General features: G+C 71.8%; 15 protein-coding genes and 1 riboswitch. Of the genes, 6 read left to right on the forward strand and 9 right to left on the reverse strand.

Annotated elements, in window-relative coordinates:
- Positions 1-237: 237 nt before the first annotated feature.
- The 3 genes from AB0D29_RS34015 to thrC form a co-directional block, all read right to left on the reverse strand.
- Positions 238-444 (reverse strand): cold-shock protein, encoded by a 207-nt coding sequence (locus AB0D29_RS34015; RefSeq protein ID WP_030009783.1) that lies wholly within the window; start codon positions 442-444, stop codon positions 238-240.
- Between the two features lie 414 nt (positions 445-858).
- Positions 859-1,137 carry a MoaD/ThiS family protein gene (locus tag AB0D29_RS34020; protein WP_030718872.1) on the reverse strand — a complete coding sequence of 93 codons (279 nt, stop codon included), beginning with the start codon at positions 1,135-1,137 and terminating at the stop codon, positions 859-861.
- Between the two features lie 32 nt (positions 1,138-1,169).
- The gene (thrC, locus tag AB0D29_RS34025) at positions 1,170-2,444 is read right to left on the reverse strand and encodes a threonine synthase (protein ID WP_362859567.1); all 1,275 of its coding nucleotides are present in this window, start codon (positions 2,442-2,444) and stop codon (positions 1,170-1,172) included.
- Between the two features lie 17 nt (positions 2,445-2,461).
- Positions 2,462-2,618: riboswitch (SAM riboswitch) on the reverse strand.
- Between the two features lie 185 nt (positions 2,619-2,803).
- Here thrC and AB0D29_RS34030 point away from each other — a divergent pair.
- Positions 2,804-3,754: a glucosyl-3-phosphoglycerate synthase gene (locus AB0D29_RS34030; RefSeq protein WP_362859569.1), complete on the forward strand. Its 951-nt coding sequence runs from the start codon at positions 2,804-2,806 to the stop codon at positions 3,752-3,754.
- Between the two features lie 49 nt (positions 3,755-3,803).
- Positions 3,804-5,267: a trehalose-6-phosphate synthase gene (locus AB0D29_RS34035; protein WP_362859570.1), complete on the forward strand. Its 1,464-nt coding sequence runs from the start codon at positions 3,804-3,806 to the stop codon at positions 5,265-5,267.
- A 65-nt stretch (positions 5,268-5,332) separates the two neighbouring features.
- Here AB0D29_RS34035 and otsB read toward each other — a convergent pair whose 3' ends face one another.
- The 3 genes from otsB to AB0D29_RS34050 form a co-directional block, all read right to left on the reverse strand.
- Positions 5,333-6,181 carry a trehalose-phosphatase gene (otsB, locus tag AB0D29_RS34040; protein ID WP_362859571.1) on the reverse strand — a complete coding sequence of 283 codons (849 nt, stop codon included), beginning with the start codon at positions 6,179-6,181 and terminating at the stop codon, positions 5,333-5,335.
- 254 nt (positions 6,182-6,435) lie between these two features.
- The gene (locus tag AB0D29_RS34045) at positions 6,436-6,672 is read right to left on the reverse strand and encodes a DUF3263 domain-containing protein (protein WP_030031449.1); all 237 of its coding nucleotides are present in this window, start codon (positions 6,670-6,672) and stop codon (positions 6,436-6,438) included.
- Positions 6,673-6,719: 47 nt separating this feature from the next.
- A complete protein-coding gene (locus AB0D29_RS34050) occupies positions 6,720-8,021 on the reverse strand; it encodes an extracellular solute-binding protein (RefSeq protein WP_362859573.1) in 1,302 nt (433 codons plus the stop codon).
- Between the two features lie 176 nt (positions 8,022-8,197).
- Here AB0D29_RS34050 and AB0D29_RS34055 point away from each other — a divergent pair, with 176 nt between their 5' ends.
- The 3 genes from AB0D29_RS34055 to AB0D29_RS34065 all read left to right on the forward strand — a co-directional run bounded on the left by AB0D29_RS34055 (position 8,198) and on the right by AB0D29_RS34065 (position 11,313).
- Positions 8,198-9,130, forward strand: a complete 933-nt coding sequence (locus tag AB0D29_RS34055) for an ROK family protein (RefSeq protein ID WP_362859610.1) — start codon at positions 8,198-8,200, stop codon at positions 9,128-9,130.
- Positions 9,130-10,293: an N-acetylglucosamine-6-phosphate deacetylase gene (gene nagA, locus AB0D29_RS34060; protein WP_362859574.1), complete on the forward strand. Its 1,164-nt coding sequence runs from the start codon at positions 9,130-9,132 to the stop codon at positions 10,291-10,293. The genes AB0D29_RS34055 and nagA overlap by 1 nt, the downstream gene beginning before the upstream one ends.
- Positions 10,294-10,392: 99 nt before the next feature.
- The gene (locus tag AB0D29_RS34065; protein ID WP_362859576.1) at positions 10,393-11,313 is read left to right on the forward strand and encodes a 1-phosphofructokinase family hexose kinase; all 921 of its coding nucleotides are present in this window, start codon (positions 10,393-10,395) and stop codon (positions 11,311-11,313) included.
- Between the two features lie 13 nt (positions 11,314-11,326).
- On the opposite strand, the gene AB0D29_RS34070 is transcribed toward AB0D29_RS34065, so the two are convergent.
- Positions 11,327-12,346, reverse strand: coding sequence for a CBM35 domain-containing protein (locus tag AB0D29_RS34070; protein ID WP_362859578.1), 1,020 nt, complete (start codon positions 12,344-12,346; stop codon positions 11,327-11,329).
- 68 nt (positions 12,347-12,414) lie between these two features.
- Positions 12,415-14,157: a diguanylate cyclase CdgB gene (gene cdgB / locus AB0D29_RS34075; RefSeq protein ID WP_362859579.1), complete on the reverse strand. Its 1,743-nt coding sequence runs from the start codon at positions 14,155-14,157 to the stop codon at positions 12,415-12,417.
- A gap of 302 nt (positions 14,158-14,459) precedes the next feature.
- Here cdgB and AB0D29_RS34080 point away from each other — a divergent pair, with 302 nt between their 5' ends.
- Positions 14,460-15,032, forward strand: coding sequence for a flavin reductase family protein (locus tag AB0D29_RS34080; protein WP_362859581.1), 573 nt, complete (start codon positions 14,460-14,462; stop codon positions 15,030-15,032).
- An 82-nt stretch (positions 15,033-15,114) separates the two neighbouring features.
- On the opposite strand, the gene arfB is transcribed toward AB0D29_RS34080, so the two are convergent.
- The gene (gene arfB, locus AB0D29_RS34085; protein ID WP_362859582.1) at positions 15,115-15,540 is read right to left on the reverse strand and encodes an alternative ribosome rescue aminoacyl-tRNA hydrolase ArfB; all 426 of its coding nucleotides are present in this window, start codon (positions 15,538-15,540) and stop codon (positions 15,115-15,117) included.
- Positions 15,541-15,606 lie beyond the last annotated feature (66 nt).

Raw genomic sequence — 15,606 nt, forward strand, 5'->3', positions numbered from 1 at the left:
CCCGGTCCTCGTTTCAGTAGCACTCTCACGTGGAGAGTGCTAACGCCAATGATTAGCACTCGACCCCCTCGAGTGCAAGCGGCTTGGGCCAACGCCGGGCGAGTACCGGGCACGGGCCGGGCCCGGGGCGGGCGCACGTACGAGGGGCCCGCATCCCGTGTCCGGGATGTGGGCCCCTCGTAAGGTCGTGCAGGTCTTCGTTGAACACCGTGCGTCGGTGGTCGATCGCTCCGGGACTCAGCCGAGCGCGAGCTTGACCATGTCCGCCTGCGGACCCTTCTGGCCCTGCGAGATCTCGAACTCGACCCGCTGACCCTCTTCAAGGGTGCGGTACCCGTCCATCTGGATGGCGCTGTAGTGGACGAACACATCCGCACCACCGTCGACCGCGATGAAGCCGTAGCCCTTCTCCGCGTTGAACCACTTGACGGTGCCCTGAGCCATGCCTAACTCCCCTATTACTGGCCCTTGCGCGGGAACGCACTTCGCGTTCCCGGGTCAGAACTTGCGTCGGAACGCGTCGACCGAGGCTGAATGTATCTGCGCGAGTGCTGTCTGCAACAGGTCAATCCGACGAGAATTCTGGACACCGGGAAACATTGAAATAGAGTGAAAATTTGCCATACTCCAGGGCAACTCGGGCCTGACATATCTCGCCAATGCCCCATACCGCGCTTGCACATTGACCCGATGTCGACCCTCACGCGACCCGTTCATATGCAGCGGGCAAGTCCGGCGGAGGGGACTTCCCCAACTCTACCGCGCCCAATCAAGCAGAATTGCCCCCTCCGCTTTTAGCGGAGGGGGCAATTTCGGTTTGCGCGTGTCACCTACCCGGCGACAAAGGGGCCGAGAGGATCAGCAACCGCCCGCGACGGCCGGAATGATCGAGACGCCGGCGCCGTCCGGCGTCTTCGCCTCCAGCCCGCCCTCGAAACGCACGTCGTCGTCATTGACGTAGACGTTCACGAAGCGGCGCAGCTTGCCCTGGTCGTCCAGGACGCGCGCGGCGATGCCCGGGTGGCTCGCCTCCAGGGACTGGATGACCTCGGCGAGGGTCGCGCCCTCGGCGGGCACCTCGGCCTGACCGCCGGTGTAGGTGCGCAGGATGGTGGGGATGCGGACGTTGACGCTCATGGCGCTACTGCCTTTCCGGGTACGAGGAGGGATCAGGCCAGGCCGGCGGCGCGGAACGCGTCCAGGCTCGGGCGGATGGTGGCGGTCTGCCCGCTCTCCGCGGCCACCGCCTCCAGGGTCTTCAGGCCGTCGCCGGTGTTGAGGACGACGGTGGTCAGCGTCGGGTCGAGCTGCCCGTTCTCGATCAGCTTCTTCGTCACGCCGACGGTCACGCCGCCCGCGGTCTCGGCGAAGATGCCCTCGGTCTGCGCGAGGATCCTGATGGCCTCGACGACCTGCTCGTCGTTCACGTCCTCGACGTAACCGCCGGTGCGCCGCGCGATGTCCAGGACGTACGGGCCGTCCGCCGGGTTGCCGATCGCCAGCGACTTGGCGATGGTGTTCGGCTTCTGCGGGCGGACCACGTCGTGACCGGCCTTGAAGGCGGTCGACACCGGGGAGCAGCCCTCGGCCTGGGCGCCGAAGATCTTGTACGGCTTGTCCTCGACGAGGCCGAGCTTGATCAGCTCCTGCAGACCCTTGTCGATCTTCGTCAGCTGCGAGCCGGAAGCGATCGGGATCACGAGCTGGTCCGGCAGCTGCCAGCCGAGCTGCTCGCAGATCTCGTAGGCGAGGGTCTTGGAACCCTCTCCGTAGTACGGGCGCAGGTTGACGTTGACGAAGCCCCAGCCCTCGCCCAGCGGGTCGCCGATGAGCTCGGAGCAGAAGCGGTTGACGTCGTCGTAGTTGCCCTCGATGCCGACCAGGTCGCCGCCGTACACACCGGCCATGACGACCTTGCCCTGCTCCAGGTCGTGCGGGATGAACACGCAGGAGCGGAAGCCCGCCCGGGCGGCCGCGGCGCCGACGGCGCCGGCCAGGTTGCCGGTGGAGGAGCAGGAGAGCGTGGTGAAGCCGAAGGCGCGGGCGGCCTCGACGGCGATGGCCACGACGCGGTCCTTGAAGGAGTGCGTCGGGTTGCCGGAGTCGTCCTTGACGTAGAGCTTGCCGGTGACGCCCAGCTCCTTGGCCAGGTTGGCGGCGTCCACGAGCTTGGTGAAGCCCGGGTTCAGGCTCGGCTTGGAGGCCACGTCCGCGGGGACGGGCAGCAGCGGCGCGTAACGCCAGATGTTGTTCGGGCCGGCCTCGATCGCGGCGCGCAGCGCCGCGGGGTCACCGGTCGGGAGGTCGTAGGCGACTTCCAGAGGTCCGAAGCACTCGGCGCACGCGAAGATGGGGCCGAGCTCGAAGCGGGTACCGCACTCGCGACAGGAAAGACCGTTGGCAGGTCCGAGATCGACAGAGGTGGCGACAGTCTGTGCAGCCATGATGGCGAGGCCCTTTCTCCTCATCTTCCCCATGGCGCACTTCGCCATGAGACGGAATTGGCACCTTCCCTAGCCGGGGACCTCACTGACGTCGCTGACATGCGATCGCGAGAACCGACTGGAGGGTTGCCGGGGCTTCAACGGGCCGTGTCCCTCTGCCCCTCTGGATGAGCGGTATGGCACCGGCACACGCGCTCTGTGGCGCGCCGGTGCGTTTGTACGCGGGGACCCCCGGCATGCGGTGGTCCTTCGCGTTGTTCAAGACTGTAACCGAAGGGCCGGGCGGTTGAGACAGCCGTCCGAACCGCGAGATGGATCACATAACGGCCGATAACGCCGACACGCAGGGAGTGCTGAGGGTGCTGGAAGAGGTGGAGCGCTGGCTGGCAGACCGCTCCTGGTCAGCCGCCGACCGACCGCTCGACCAGCTGCTCGACCGGAAACGGGCGGCCGGGACCACGGTCAGCGTGGTGCTGCCCGCGCTGGACGAGGAGGCGACGGTCGGCGCGATCGTCGAGGTCATCCGGCGCGAGCTGATCGAGGGACTGCCGTTCCCCCTGGTGGACGAGCTGATCGTCATCGACTCGGGCTCGACCGATCGTACGGCGGAGGTCGCGGCGAAGGCCGGCGCCCGGGTGGTGCACCGCGACGAGATCCTGCCGAGGCTCCCGGCGCTGCCCGGCAAGGGCGAGGTGCTGTGGCGCTCGCTGCTGGCCACCAGCGGGGACATCGTCTGCTTCGTCGACGCCGACCTGCGGGACTTCTCCTCCGCCTTCGTCTCGGGGATCGTGGGACCGCTGCTGACCGAACCGGACGTGCAGTTCGTCAAGGCCATGTACGACCGCCCGCTCGGTGACGCCCCCGGCCAGGGCGGCCGGGTCACGGAACTGGTGGCCCGCCCCCTCCTCAACCTGCACTGGCCCCAGCTGGCCGGCTTCGTCCAGCCGCTGGGCGGCGAGTACGCCGTACGCCGCTCCCTGCTGGAACGGCTGCCGTTCCCCGTCGGGTACGGCGTCGAGCTGGGCCTGCTGGTCGACGCGCTGCACACGGTCGGGCTGAACGCGCTCGCCCAGGTCGACGTGGGCGTACGCGTCCACCGCCACCAGGACGGGCAGGCGCTGGGCCGGATGGCCGCCGCGATCTACCGCACCGCCCTGCTGCGGCTGTCGCGCGGGCACCTCGTACGGCCGGAGCTCACGCAGTTCGAGCGGGGGCCGGAGGGCTTCGTACCGCGGACGTACGCGGTGGACACCGAGGAGCGGCCGCCGATGCTCGACATCAAGGAGTACGCGCTGCGCCGCGTGGCGTGACGTCGGCCTGGAAAGTTTGAGCGAGTGCGGGCCGGGCTAGGTTCGCCGCATGGCTTCTCAGGTACTCGTAGCCGCCAACCGCGGCCCCCTCTCGTACGCGATCGATGCCGAAGGCGACCTCAGCGCCCGGCGCGGCGGGGGTGGACTCGTCTCCGGGCTGTCCGCCGCCCTCGCGGAGCAGCCGGGGGCGCTGTGGATCTGCGCGGCACTGTCGGAGGCGGACCGGGAGGCGGTCCGCCGGGGGGTGGCCGAGCCGGGCGTCCGGATGCTGGACATCGATCCCACGGTGTACGACGCGGCCTACAACGGCATCGCCAACTCCGTGCTGTGGTTCACGCACCACCACCTGTACGACGTGCCGCGCGAGCCGGTCTTCGACGCGGAGTTCCGGCGGCGGTGGGAGGCGTACGTCGCGTACAACGAGGCCTTCGCGCGCGCCCTCGCCCAGGAGGCGGCGGAAGGGGCCCGCGTCCTCGTGCAGGACTACCACCTGGCGCTGGTCCCCGGGCAGTTGCGGGAGCTGCGGCCGGACCTGCGGATCGGGCACTTCACGCACACGCCGTGGGCCTCGCACGAGTTCATGGACATGCTCCCGGACGACATCCGCAGCCGGCTGGTGTGGGGGATGCTCGGGGCGGACCGGCTGGGCTTCCACACGGCGAGGTGGGCGGCCAACTTCGCCAGCGGGGCGAGCAGGGACGACCTGGACGGCATCGCGGAGGCCTACTTCCCGGCCGGGACCCCGGAGCGCGGGGTGTGGCACCGCCGGGCGAACCCGGACGGGCGCGGCTACGCGAAGCGGCAGTTCACCGAGGTGACCGCGTACCCGCTCGGGGTGGACGCGGACGAACTGCGGGCGCTGGCGCACCGGCCGGAGGTGGACGAGAAGCTGGCGCAGCTGCGGGCGGAGGTCGGCGGCCTCAAGACGATCGCCCGGGTGGACCGGACCGAGCTGTCGAAGAACATCCTGCGGGGGCTGCTGGCGTACCGGGAGCTGCTGACGGTCCACCCCGAGTGGCGGGGCCGGGTCGTCCACCTGGCCTCGGCGTACCCGTCGCGGCAGGACCTTGCGGTGTACCGGGCGTACACGGAGTCGGTGCGGGAGCTGGCGGCGGAGATCAACGAGGAGTTCGGCACGGCGGACTGGCAGCCGGTGCTGGTGTCGGTCCAGGACGACTTCGCGCGGTCGCTGGCGGTGTACCGGATGGCGGACGTGGCGCTGGTGAACCCTGTGCGGGACGGCATGAACCTGGTGGCGAAGGAGATCCCGGTGGTGTCGGAGGCGGGGTGCGCGCTGGTGCTGTCCACCGGGGCGGGGGCGTACGAGGAGCTCCGGGCGGACGCGCTGACGGTGAACCCGTACGACGTGTCGGCGACGGCGGAGGCGTTGCACGCGGCGCTGACCATGCCGGACGCCGAGCGTGCGGAGCGCACGAAGCGTCTGGCCGCCGCCGCCACTGCTCTGCCGCCGGCCGCCTGGTTCTCCGCCCAACTGGCCGACTTGTTGCCGTGAGACTCGGCTCCGCGCCGCTGCTGGGGCTCCGCCCCCGGCAACGGCGGGGCGGGCGACAGCGCGCGTCAGGCTCGGACGGCCTTGGCCAGGGTGGCCAGGAAGGTGACGACCTCGCCCGGGCCGGCCAGGACGATGTCGGCCCGGGCGGCCAGCTCGGGGACCTCGGCCGAGCCGCTGCACAGCAGAAGGCCCGGGAGCCCGTCGGCGCGGCGTTTTTCGACGGCCGAGTACGCGGCCAGGTCACCCAGGTCGTCGCCCGCGTAGAGCACCGCCTCCGCGTCCCGCTCCGCGAGGAACTCCGTCAGGGCGACGCCCTTGTCCATGCCCGGGGGGCGGAGCTCCAGGACCGCGCGGCCCGGCTCCACCATCAGCCCGTGCCGCGCCGCCAGCTCGGCCAGGGGTTCGCGCAGGGCCGCGAAGGCCGCCGCCGGGTCCGCGGCCCGCCGGGTGTGCACGGCCAGCGCCCGGCCCTTCTCCTCGATCCAGGTGCCCTGCCAGGCCCCGATCGAGTCCAGGAACCCCGGCAGCTCGGCCCGTACCGCCGCCACCCCGGGGTGCTCGGCCGGGGCGTGCACGATGCCGGTGACGGCGTCCCAGCGCTCCGCCCCGTAGTGGCCGAGGACGACGAGGTGTTCCAGTCCGGGGACCCCCGCGAAGCCCCCGTAGCGGACGGCTACGCCCGCCGGCCGGCCGGTGATCACGGCCACCGAGGCGACCTCGGGGGCGAGCGCGGAGAGGGCCGGGACGGCTCCGGGGTGGGCTCTGGCCTGGTCCGGGTCCGGGACGATGTCGGCGAGGGTGCCGTCGAAGTCCAGGGCGACCACGGACCGGCGGGGTGCGCGGAGCAGGGCTTCGAGTCCCTCGCGTCCGGCTGCGGTGACGGGCATCGGCAGGTCGTGCGGATGGCTCCCCATACGCACGACCCTAACGGCCCAGCGCGGCGACGGCTACGGCACGGGCGGGGCTCGTCACCGGGCCTGGCGCCCGGCCTGGCGGCGGGCCGGTCGCGGGGCCGTCACCAGGCCTGGCGACGGGCCTGTCGCGGGTGCCGTCGCCCGGCCCGCCGCGGAGCCTGGAGCCCGGCCCGCCGCGGAGCCTGGAGCCCGGCCCGCCGCGGGACCTAGCGCCGGGCCCGCTGGGGCCTCGCTGATCCGGCGGAGCCCGGGGCCTAGCGCCGGGCTCGCTGGGCCTCGCGGATCCGGCGGAGCCGGTTGACCGTGCCCGGTGCGTGGGCCAGTGCCCGCGGGTCGTCCATCAGCGCGTTGAGCAGCTGGTAGTAGCGGACGGGGGTCATCCCCAGCCCTTCCCGTATGGCCCGTTCCTTGGCTCCGGGCCCGGGCCAGGTGCGTCCCTCGTACGCGAGCACCGCGGCCTCCGTGGCCGTCAGCTGCCCCTCGTCCGTCATACCGCCAGATTAACGCCGCCGTCTGACACCCGGCGTGCCGCCACCGATCAGCGCGGGTCCGACGCCCGCGCCGCCGTGGCGATCTCCTCCAGCACCTTCGCCGGCTGCCCGCCGGGCTGGACGGTCTTGCCGATGTTCTGCTTGATGTCCTCGCTGACGCCCGCCCAGGACTTCTTGCCGACCGGGTACAGCCGCGAGCCGGGCAGTGCCGTCAGGAAGGGCTTCAGCTGCGGCGCCGAGCCGCCCGTGGCGCCCTGCTTGGCCAGGTAGCCGCTGGTGGTGGCCGGGAGCAGGTCGTACATGTCCGTGAAGGTCGTCACGTTCTTCGGCTCGTACAGGTAGTCCAGGAACTTCCCGGACTGCGCGCGGTGGCCGTTCTTGAAGGCCATGACCCAGTCGGCGACGCCCATGGCCGGCTCCGCGGACCCGGTGGCCGTCGGCAGCGGGACCATGCCGAACTTCACGCCCTTGGCCTCGGCCTGCTTCATCAGCGACGGGTGCCCGTTGAGCATGCCGACCTCGCCCTTGGTGAAGGCGTCGAAGGCGGCCTGCCGGTCCAGCTTGCCCGGCTCGACGGGACCGGTCAGCCCCTGGCCGACCATCTTGTCCCGCAGGAACTCCAGCGCCTTGACGTTGTCGGGGGAGTCGATCGAGTAGGACTCCTCGTTGTCGGTGTAGCCGCCGCCGCCCGAGAGCATCCACATCATCGTCTCGGCCTGCGCCTCCTCGCGGCCCAGCGGCAGCGCGAAGGGGGTGGGCACGCCCGCGCCCTTGAGCTTCTTGGCCGCCGCCTCCAGGTCCGTCCAGCTCTTCGGCTGCCAGCCGGCCTTGGCGTCCTTGCCGATCACGCCCGCGTCGGCCAGCAGCTTCTCGTTGTAGAAGAGCAGTCGGGTGCTGGAGACGAAGGGCAGGCCGTACTGGACCTGCTTGACCTTGCCCGCCTCCGCGAGGGGGCCGAGGAAGTCGGCCTCGGTCTTCACGGAGAGCAGTTCCGCCGCCGAGTACAGCTTGCCGGCGGCCGCGTAGTCGGCGTAGGCGCCGATCTGGGCGATGTCGGGGGCCTTGCCGGCCTTGACCATGTCGGCGACCTTGGCGTCGACCTCGGACCACGAGTAGACGGAGACCTCGACCTTGGTCCCCGGGTTGGCCTTCTCGAAGCCGTCGGCGAGGCCCTTCCAGTACCCGGCGGAGGAGTTCTGCGGATTGTCCCCGTAGTCGGCCGCCACGACCCGCAGGGTCACCTCGTTGTCTCCGGTGAGCCCGCCGAGGGCTCCGCAGCCCGTCAGCGTCACGGCAGTCAGGCACAGCGCGGCGCCGGACGCGGCCAGGCTCAGGTAACGGCCCTTCACAGTTCTCGATCCACCCCTTGTTGTACGTACGATCCACGTAAGGTCTACACCACTTTGGCGGCTCGTCCACATCGGGATCCCGGCCGGGCCCCGGATTTTGTATGGCCACTCAACAATCCCCCTCAATGGACTAGACCTTTCCACGCCGAGCACGCGAGACTGTCTCTGTGAAACCCGTGAAACACGTCATCGCCCTCGATGTGGGCGGCACCGGGATGAAGGCCGCCCTCGTCGCCGACGACGGCACCCTGCTCCACGAAGCGCGCCGCGCCACCGGCCGCGAGCGGGGCCCCGACGCCGTCGTCGAGACGATCCAGGACTTCGCCGCCGAGCTGCTCGACACCGGCCGCGAACGCTTCGGACGGACCGCCTCCGCCGCCGGGGTCGCCGTCCCCGGCATCGTCGACGCCGAGCACGGGATCGCCGTCTACGCGGCGAACCTGGGCTGGCGCGACGTACCGATGCGCGCCCTGCTCAGCGCCAGACTCGGCGGCATCCCGGTGGCCCTCGGCCACGACGTGCGCACGGGCGGACTCGCCGAGGGCCGCATCGGCGCCGGCCGCGGCGCGGACCGCTTCCTCTTCGTCCCCCTCGGCACCGGCATCGCCGGAGCCATCGGCATCGCCGGCCGCATCGAGGCCGGCGCCCACGGCTACGCGGGCGAGATCGGGCACATCGTGGTGCGCCCCGGCGGCCCCGCCTGCGGCTGCGGCCAGCACGGCTGCCTGGAGACCCTCGCCTCGGCCGCCGCCGTCAGCCGCGCCTGGGCGACCGCCTGCGGCGACCCCGGGGCCGACGCCGCGGACTGCGCCAAGGCCGTCGAAGCCGGCGACGCGCGCGCCCGGGAGGTCTGGCTGGCCGCCGTCGGCGCCCTCGCCGACGGGCTGGTCACCGCGATCACCCTGCTGGACCCGCGCACGCTGATCATCGGTGGCGGGCTCGCCGAGGCGGGGGAAACCTTGTTCACACCACTACGGACGGCCGTGGAGGAGCGCGTGACGTTCCAGCGGCTCCCCCACATCGTCCCGGCGGCCCTCGGGGACACCGCCGGATGCCTGGGCGCAGGGCTGCTCGCCTGGGACCTACTCGCCACGGAGGTACCTGCCTGATGTCCGGAAGCGCGCGCAGCACTGTTCTCTCCGGCGCCAGGGTGGTGCTGCCCACCGGAACCGTGGCCAACGGCCGGGTCATCGTCGACGGCGACCGCATCGCCGGCAGCGCCCACGAGGGCTCGCGGACCGTCGACCTGTCCGGGCACTGGATCGTCCCCGGCTTCGTCGACATGCACAACCACGGCGGCGGCGGCGCCTCCTTCACCTCCGGCACCGCCGAGGACGTCCTGAAGGGCGTCCGCACCCACCGCGAGCACGGCACCACCACGCTGATCGCCTCCACCGTCACCGGCGACCTGGACGAACTGGCCCGCCGCGCCGGACTGCTCGCCGAGCTCACCCGGCAGGGGGAGATCGCCGGCATCCACTTCGAGGGGCCGTTCATCAACCCCTGCCGCAAGGGCGCGCACAAGGAGGACCTGCTCCGCGACCCCGACCCGGCCGAGATCCGCAAGCTGATCGACGCCGCGCACGGCACGGCCCGCATGTTCACCCTCGCCACCGAACTCCCGGGCGGCCTGGACTCCGTACGGCTGCTCGCCGAGCACGGGGTGATCGCCGCGATCGGGCACACGGACGCCACGTACGAGCAGACGCGCGCCGCCATCGACGCGGGCGCGACCGTGGCCACCCACCTCTTCAACGCGATGCCGCCCCTCGCGCACCGCGAGCCCGGCCCGATCGCCGCGCTGCTGGAGGACGAGCGGATCACCGTCGAGCTCATCAACGACGGCACCCACCTGCACCCGGCGGCCCTGGAACTGGCCTTCCACCACGCGGGCGCGCACCGCGTGGCGCTGATCACCGACGCGATGGACGCCGCCGGCTTCGGCGACGGGACCTACCACCTCGGCCCGCTGGAGGTCGAGGTCAAGAAGGGCGTGGCCCGGCTCGTGGAGGGCGGCTCCATCGCCGGCTCCACCCTGACCCTGGACACCGCCTTCAAGCGCTCGGTGACCCTCGACAAGCTGCCGGTGGAGTCCGTGGTCCAGGCGATCTCCGCCAACCCGGCCAAGCTCCTCGGCCTGTACGACGAGATCGGTTCGCTGGAGCCCGGCAAGTACGCGGACCTCGTCGTCCTGGACGCCGCCTTCGACGTCAAGGGCGTCATGCGGCGCGGCGAATGGGTCGTCAGCCCCCTCGCGGCGGCGGCGATCTGACGGCCAAGCGGCTGTAAGGACCAAGGCGGTCGGCCCGAGGACTGGGCCGACCGCCTCGGGTTTGGCATGATCCCGGCAGCAACAGACCCGGGGGTGCCCATGATCCTGACCGTGACGCTCAACACCGCACTCGACGTCACGTACCGCGTGCCGAGGCTGCTCCCGCACGCCTCGCACCGGGTCGCCGCCGTCACCGAACGCCCCGGCGGCAAGGGAATCAACGTCGCCCGCGTCCTGGCCGCACTCGGCCACGAGGTGACGGCGACCGGCTTTACGGGCGGCCCCGTCGGCTCCGTCGTCCACGAACTGCTCGCGCACACCCCGCAGGTGGTGGACGCCCTCGTGCCCTGCGCGGACGGCAGCCGCCGCACCCTGGCCGTGGTCGACGAAGCCTCCGGCGACACCACCCAGTTCAACGAACCGGGGCCGCTGATCACGTCCGCCGAATGGTCCCGGTTCCTCGCGCAGTACGGGGACCTGGTCCGCGGAGCGAGCGCCGTGGCCCTGTGCGGCAGCCTCCCGCCGGGGGTGCCCGTCGGCGCGTACGCGGTCCTCGTACGGGCGGCCCGCGCGGCCGGGGTCCCCGTCCTCCTCGACACCAGCGGCGAGGCCCTGCGCCGCGGGGTCGCCGCCCGGCCCGAGATCATCAAGCCGAACGCCGCCGAGCTGGCCGAGCTCACCGGGTCCCGCGACCCGCTGCCCGCCACCCGCGACGCCCGCCGCCGGGGCGCCCACGCCGTGGTCACCTCGCTGGGCCCGGACGGCCTGCTGGCCGCCACCGCCGAAGGCAGCTGGCGGGCCGCCCCGCCGCGCGCCCTGGCCGGCAACCCCACCGGAGCGGGCGACTCCGCGGTCGCCGGCCTGCTGTCGGCCCTGGTGGAGGGGGCAGACTGGCAGGAGCGGCTCACCCGCGCGGTCGCCCTCTCGGCGGCCACCGTCCTCGCCCCGGTGGCGGGAGAGTTCGACCCCCGCACCTACGAGGAGGTACGGGGGTCGGTGAAGGTCACGACGGCCGGCTGAGGCCCGGGGTGTCCTAGAAGTTCTCCAGCCACAGCTGGTCGATGTTGACGTTGCAGCTGTTGCCGGTCTCGCACGACAGCTTGATCGTGTTGGTGCCCTTGTCGAGGTTCACCTGGCCCCAGGTCGTCTGCCAGCCCTTCTCCCAGTCGCCCTTGGGCGACTTGGCGAAGTTGCGCATGCTGATCGGCGACTCGTTCGCCTTGCCGTTGACGGTGAGGGTGCCGTTGGCGTCCTCACCCGGGATGCCGAAGCGCACGTAGAACCTGTACTTCCCGGCCTTGGGGACGTCCAGGGTCCACGTCACGGCCGCGCCGGGCCGGTTGAACCCGCCGACGTACTGGCCGCCCGAGCTCTTCGCCCCCGGAATCGTGGTTTCCAGGGCCGCACCGCCCGTGATGGACATGCCCGCGCCGGCCGCCTCGCCCTTGGGCAGCGGGGCCTGGGAGGGCGCGGGAGAGCCGCTCGGGGGCGCGGCCGAGGGGTTCTGCGGGGCCGCCGACTGCTGGCCGCCGTTCGCCTGGTCCTGGTCCTTCTTGTCCTTGTCCTTGTCACCGAAGGCCAGGGCCGCGCCGATGCCGATCACGACCGCGCCGACCACCGCGACGGCGGCGATCAGCAGACCGCGACGGCTGGAGCCGCCGCCGGCGCCGCCGTGACCGCCGGAGTGCGAGATCGCCTGGGTCTGGTGCTGCGGGGCCTGCGGCTGCTGCGGAACCCCGTAGCCGCCCGCCTGGAGCGCCTCCGGAGCCTGGTACTGGGCCTGGTAGGGCGGCTGCTGCGCGGGGACCTGACCGCGCTGGCCGCCGTTGCGGCGCTCGCCGACCGTCCGCACCTGGTGGTGGGAGGTGCGGGGAACGCCGGGCTGCGCGCCGGAATGACCGCCTGCCGCGGGCCCCGGGTAGCCGTATGCGCCGCCCTGACCTGGCGGTGTGGCTCCGGCCGCCTGGCCGTCCTCGTAGAGGTAGCCGAACGGATCGTCGTCCTCGGGCTTGTTCGCCCCACCGTGCGGGCCGTTGTTCGCGGGCGTCGTCATCGCAGGTCACTCCTTTCGACCCCCGGGAGCCTACCCCGAACACGTGCACCCACGGGCGACAGACCGCCTCAGCCGGCCCTGCGGTGCGCCTTGGAACGCGACCGCTTCTCGATGTACATCCGCTGGTCGGCGGAGCGCAGCACCTCGTCCGCGGACATCCCGCAGCTCGCCCAGCCGATGCCGAAACTGGCTCCCACACGGACCGCACGGCCGTCGACCCGGATCGGCGGGATGATCGCGTTGCGCAGCCGGACGGCGAGATCGGCGGCGTCCGCCGCACCCAGGCCGTCGGCAAGGACGACGAATTCGTCACCACCCAGCCGAGCGACGGTGTCACCGTCCCTGACGCCCGTCGTGAGCCGCCGGGCGACCTCGATCAGGACCGCGTCGCCCGTGTGGTGCCCGAACCTGTCGTTGATGGACTTGAAGCCGTCGAGGTCGCAGAAGAGCACCGCGAGCCCCTTCGTCCCGTCGTCGATGTCGGTCGCGGGCGCCACCGTGTGCACGTGGTGGTCGTACGGACCGTCCGGCGGCGTCGCGGCCGGCGCCCCGGGGAAGTCGAAAGGGTCGGACCCGGTGTACCGGTCGGGTCCGTCGGCCTGAAAGCCGTGCTCACCGGCACCACCCGCCTCCGTGCGCACCTCGTAGCCGTCGTGCACCGGGCGCCCGTCGTGTCCGTCACGTCCCTCGAAGGCCGCGTCCAGGGCCTCGACCGCGGTGGCGCGCACGGACTGTGGCCTGCGGCACAGCCGGGCGCCGAGCCGGGACCGCAGCTCGGCGCTGTTGGGCAGGCCGGTCAGCGAGTCGTGGCTGGCGCGGTGGGCGAGCTGGAGCTCGTGCCGCTTGCGCTCCTCGATGTCCTCGACGTGCGTCAGCAGGAACCGCGGCCCGTCGGCGGCGTCGGCGACGACGGAGTTGCGCAGCGAGACCCATACATACGTGCCGTCGCGCCGGCCCAGGCGCAGCTCGGCGCGCCCGCCCTCGGCGGAGGTCCGCAGCAGGGTGCCGATGTCCTCGGGGTGGACCAGGTCGGAGAAGGAGTAGCGGCGCAGTACGGAGGCCGGCCGGCCGAGCAGCCGGCACAGCGCGTCGTTGGTCCGCAGCAGCCGGCCGTGCTGGTCGCCGCCCATCTCGGCGATGGCCATGCCGCTGGGCGCGTACTCGAAGGCCTGCCGGAAGGACTCCTCGCTGGCGCGCAGCGCCTGCTGTTCACGTTCCAGCCGGACCAGGGCCCGCTGCATGTTCGCCCGGAGCCTCGCATTGCTGATCGCAATCGCGGCCTGGAAGGCGTACATCTGGAGCGCTTCGCGCCCCCACGCGCCGGGGCGGCGCCCGTTGCGCGGTCTGTCCACCGAAATGACACCCAGAAGTTCCCCGCCGGACGCGTACATGGGGGCATAGAGCCGGTCTTCGGGGTGCCACTCGTCCTCGAAGCGCGGATCGGGGCCGTCGGTGTGCCACTGGGGGACGTCGTCCTCCATGAGGATCCAGCCCTCGGTGTGCGGGATGAACCGGAGCCCGTCCCAGTTCTCACCCATCGTCAGGCGGCGTTCCCAGGAGGCGCGGGAGCCGACGCGGCCGGTGATGAGCGCCTCGGCGGCGGGGTCTCCGGCGAAGGCTGCGACGACCAGATCGCCGTCAGGGCGTACGAGGTTGACACAGGCGAGTTCGTAACCGAGGCCCACGACGATGCCGTCCACGACGGTCTGCAGAGTGTCCGCCAGGCTCCTGGCCGTGTTGAGATCGGCCACCACCCGGTGCAGCTGCCGCAGGGTCGCAAGACGGACGTACGGCTCCGACTCGGTCTCCATTGCTCGCTCTCCCCGAGACCTCGACAGCAACTCCAGGTTTGTCATCGGCGTTTCGTTGCGGTGTCCCGTCCACTGAATCACAGTGAGCTGTGCGGCAGGTACACAGGGTCAACAAATCTTGCCCTCTGTGACTCAAGTCACATGAGATGAATAACGGTGCGTGGAGAGGCTCGTGCCGACTGGGAGCGCTCCCCCACATTCCCGAGAGCAAACGATACGCCGGGGCCTAGGCCAAGGGGCGGGGGCGCGACTCGGACCAGGGCCCGATGTGTGGCGCGGGAGGGCGAGATTAGCGTTTCAGCGTGCTGAAGACGACCCCCCTGCCCCGCCCGTCCCACGGAAACCCGCATGCTGAGGGAGTGAGCAATGACGAGTTCCGAGCCGCGATGTCCCGGCTGGCGGCGGGCGTGTGCCTGATCACCGCACACGAGACCCCCCTGACGGCGGACGGCCCGCGCGGCGAGGACGTCGGCATGACGGCGACCGCCTTCATGTCGGTGTCCCTGGAGCCGCCGCTGGTCCTGGTGAGCGTGCGCGAGGGCTCCCGGATGGACGACCTGCTCGCGGAACAGCCCCTCTGGGCCGTCTCGGTCCTCGCCGACCACCAGCTCCAGGTCGCGGGCCGCTTCGCGATGAAGGGCCGCATCAGCGACCGCCTGCTCTTCGCGGAACTGCCGTACGTACGCGGCGAGGCCTCCGGCGCCCCGCTGCTGACCGGCGCCCTGGCCACCCTGGAGTGCCGCACCGAGAACCGCGTCGAGGCGGGCGACCACACCCTGGTCATCGGCCGCGTCCTGACGGCCGCCCTCCCGTCCCCGGACCAGCAGCCCCTGACGTACTTCCGCGGCCGCTACCGGCACCTGAACGGCCAGTAGCCCCGTTCTCCCAGGCCCTATCAGGCCCTCTCAGGCCCTCTCAGGCCCTCTCAGGCCGAGCCGCAGGCGGGCCGGCCGCCGGCTACCAGTCCCGCCCGGTCCGCCCCCGCTTGGTCTCGGCCCGCGCCTTCTTCTCCCGCAGCCGCCGCTCGTTGATCCCCCGCGGGATCTTCGTCGCCCGCCGCTGCCTCGGCGGCGGAGCCGTCGCCTCCGCCAGCAGCGAAGCCATGCGCACCAGCGCCATCTCCCGGTTGCGGAACTGCGAGCGGTGCTCGGAGGCCCGTACGGTCACCACCCCGCCCACCAGGCGGGACGCCAGCCGCTCCAGCGCCCGTTCCTTCCACACGTCCGGCAGCGCGTTCGTCGCCGCCAGGTCGAACATCAGCTCCACCCGCGAGTCGGAGGTGTTCACGTGCTGCCCGCCGGGCCCGGAGGACCGCGAGAAGCGCCAGGCGAGCTCGCCCTCGGGGAGCACGACCGAACCGCGGATGACATAAGGACCAGGCATGCCCCCTATGATCCGTGCCCGCACCCGCCCGCGTCACTCAGATTTCACGGCGGGAACCCGACAGGC

Origin of the sequence: Streptomyces sp. NPDC048424 (assembly GCF_040651555.1) — a bacterium.
Classification (GTDB): domain Bacteria; phylum Actinomycetota; class Actinomycetes; order Streptomycetales; family Streptomycetaceae; genus Streptomyces.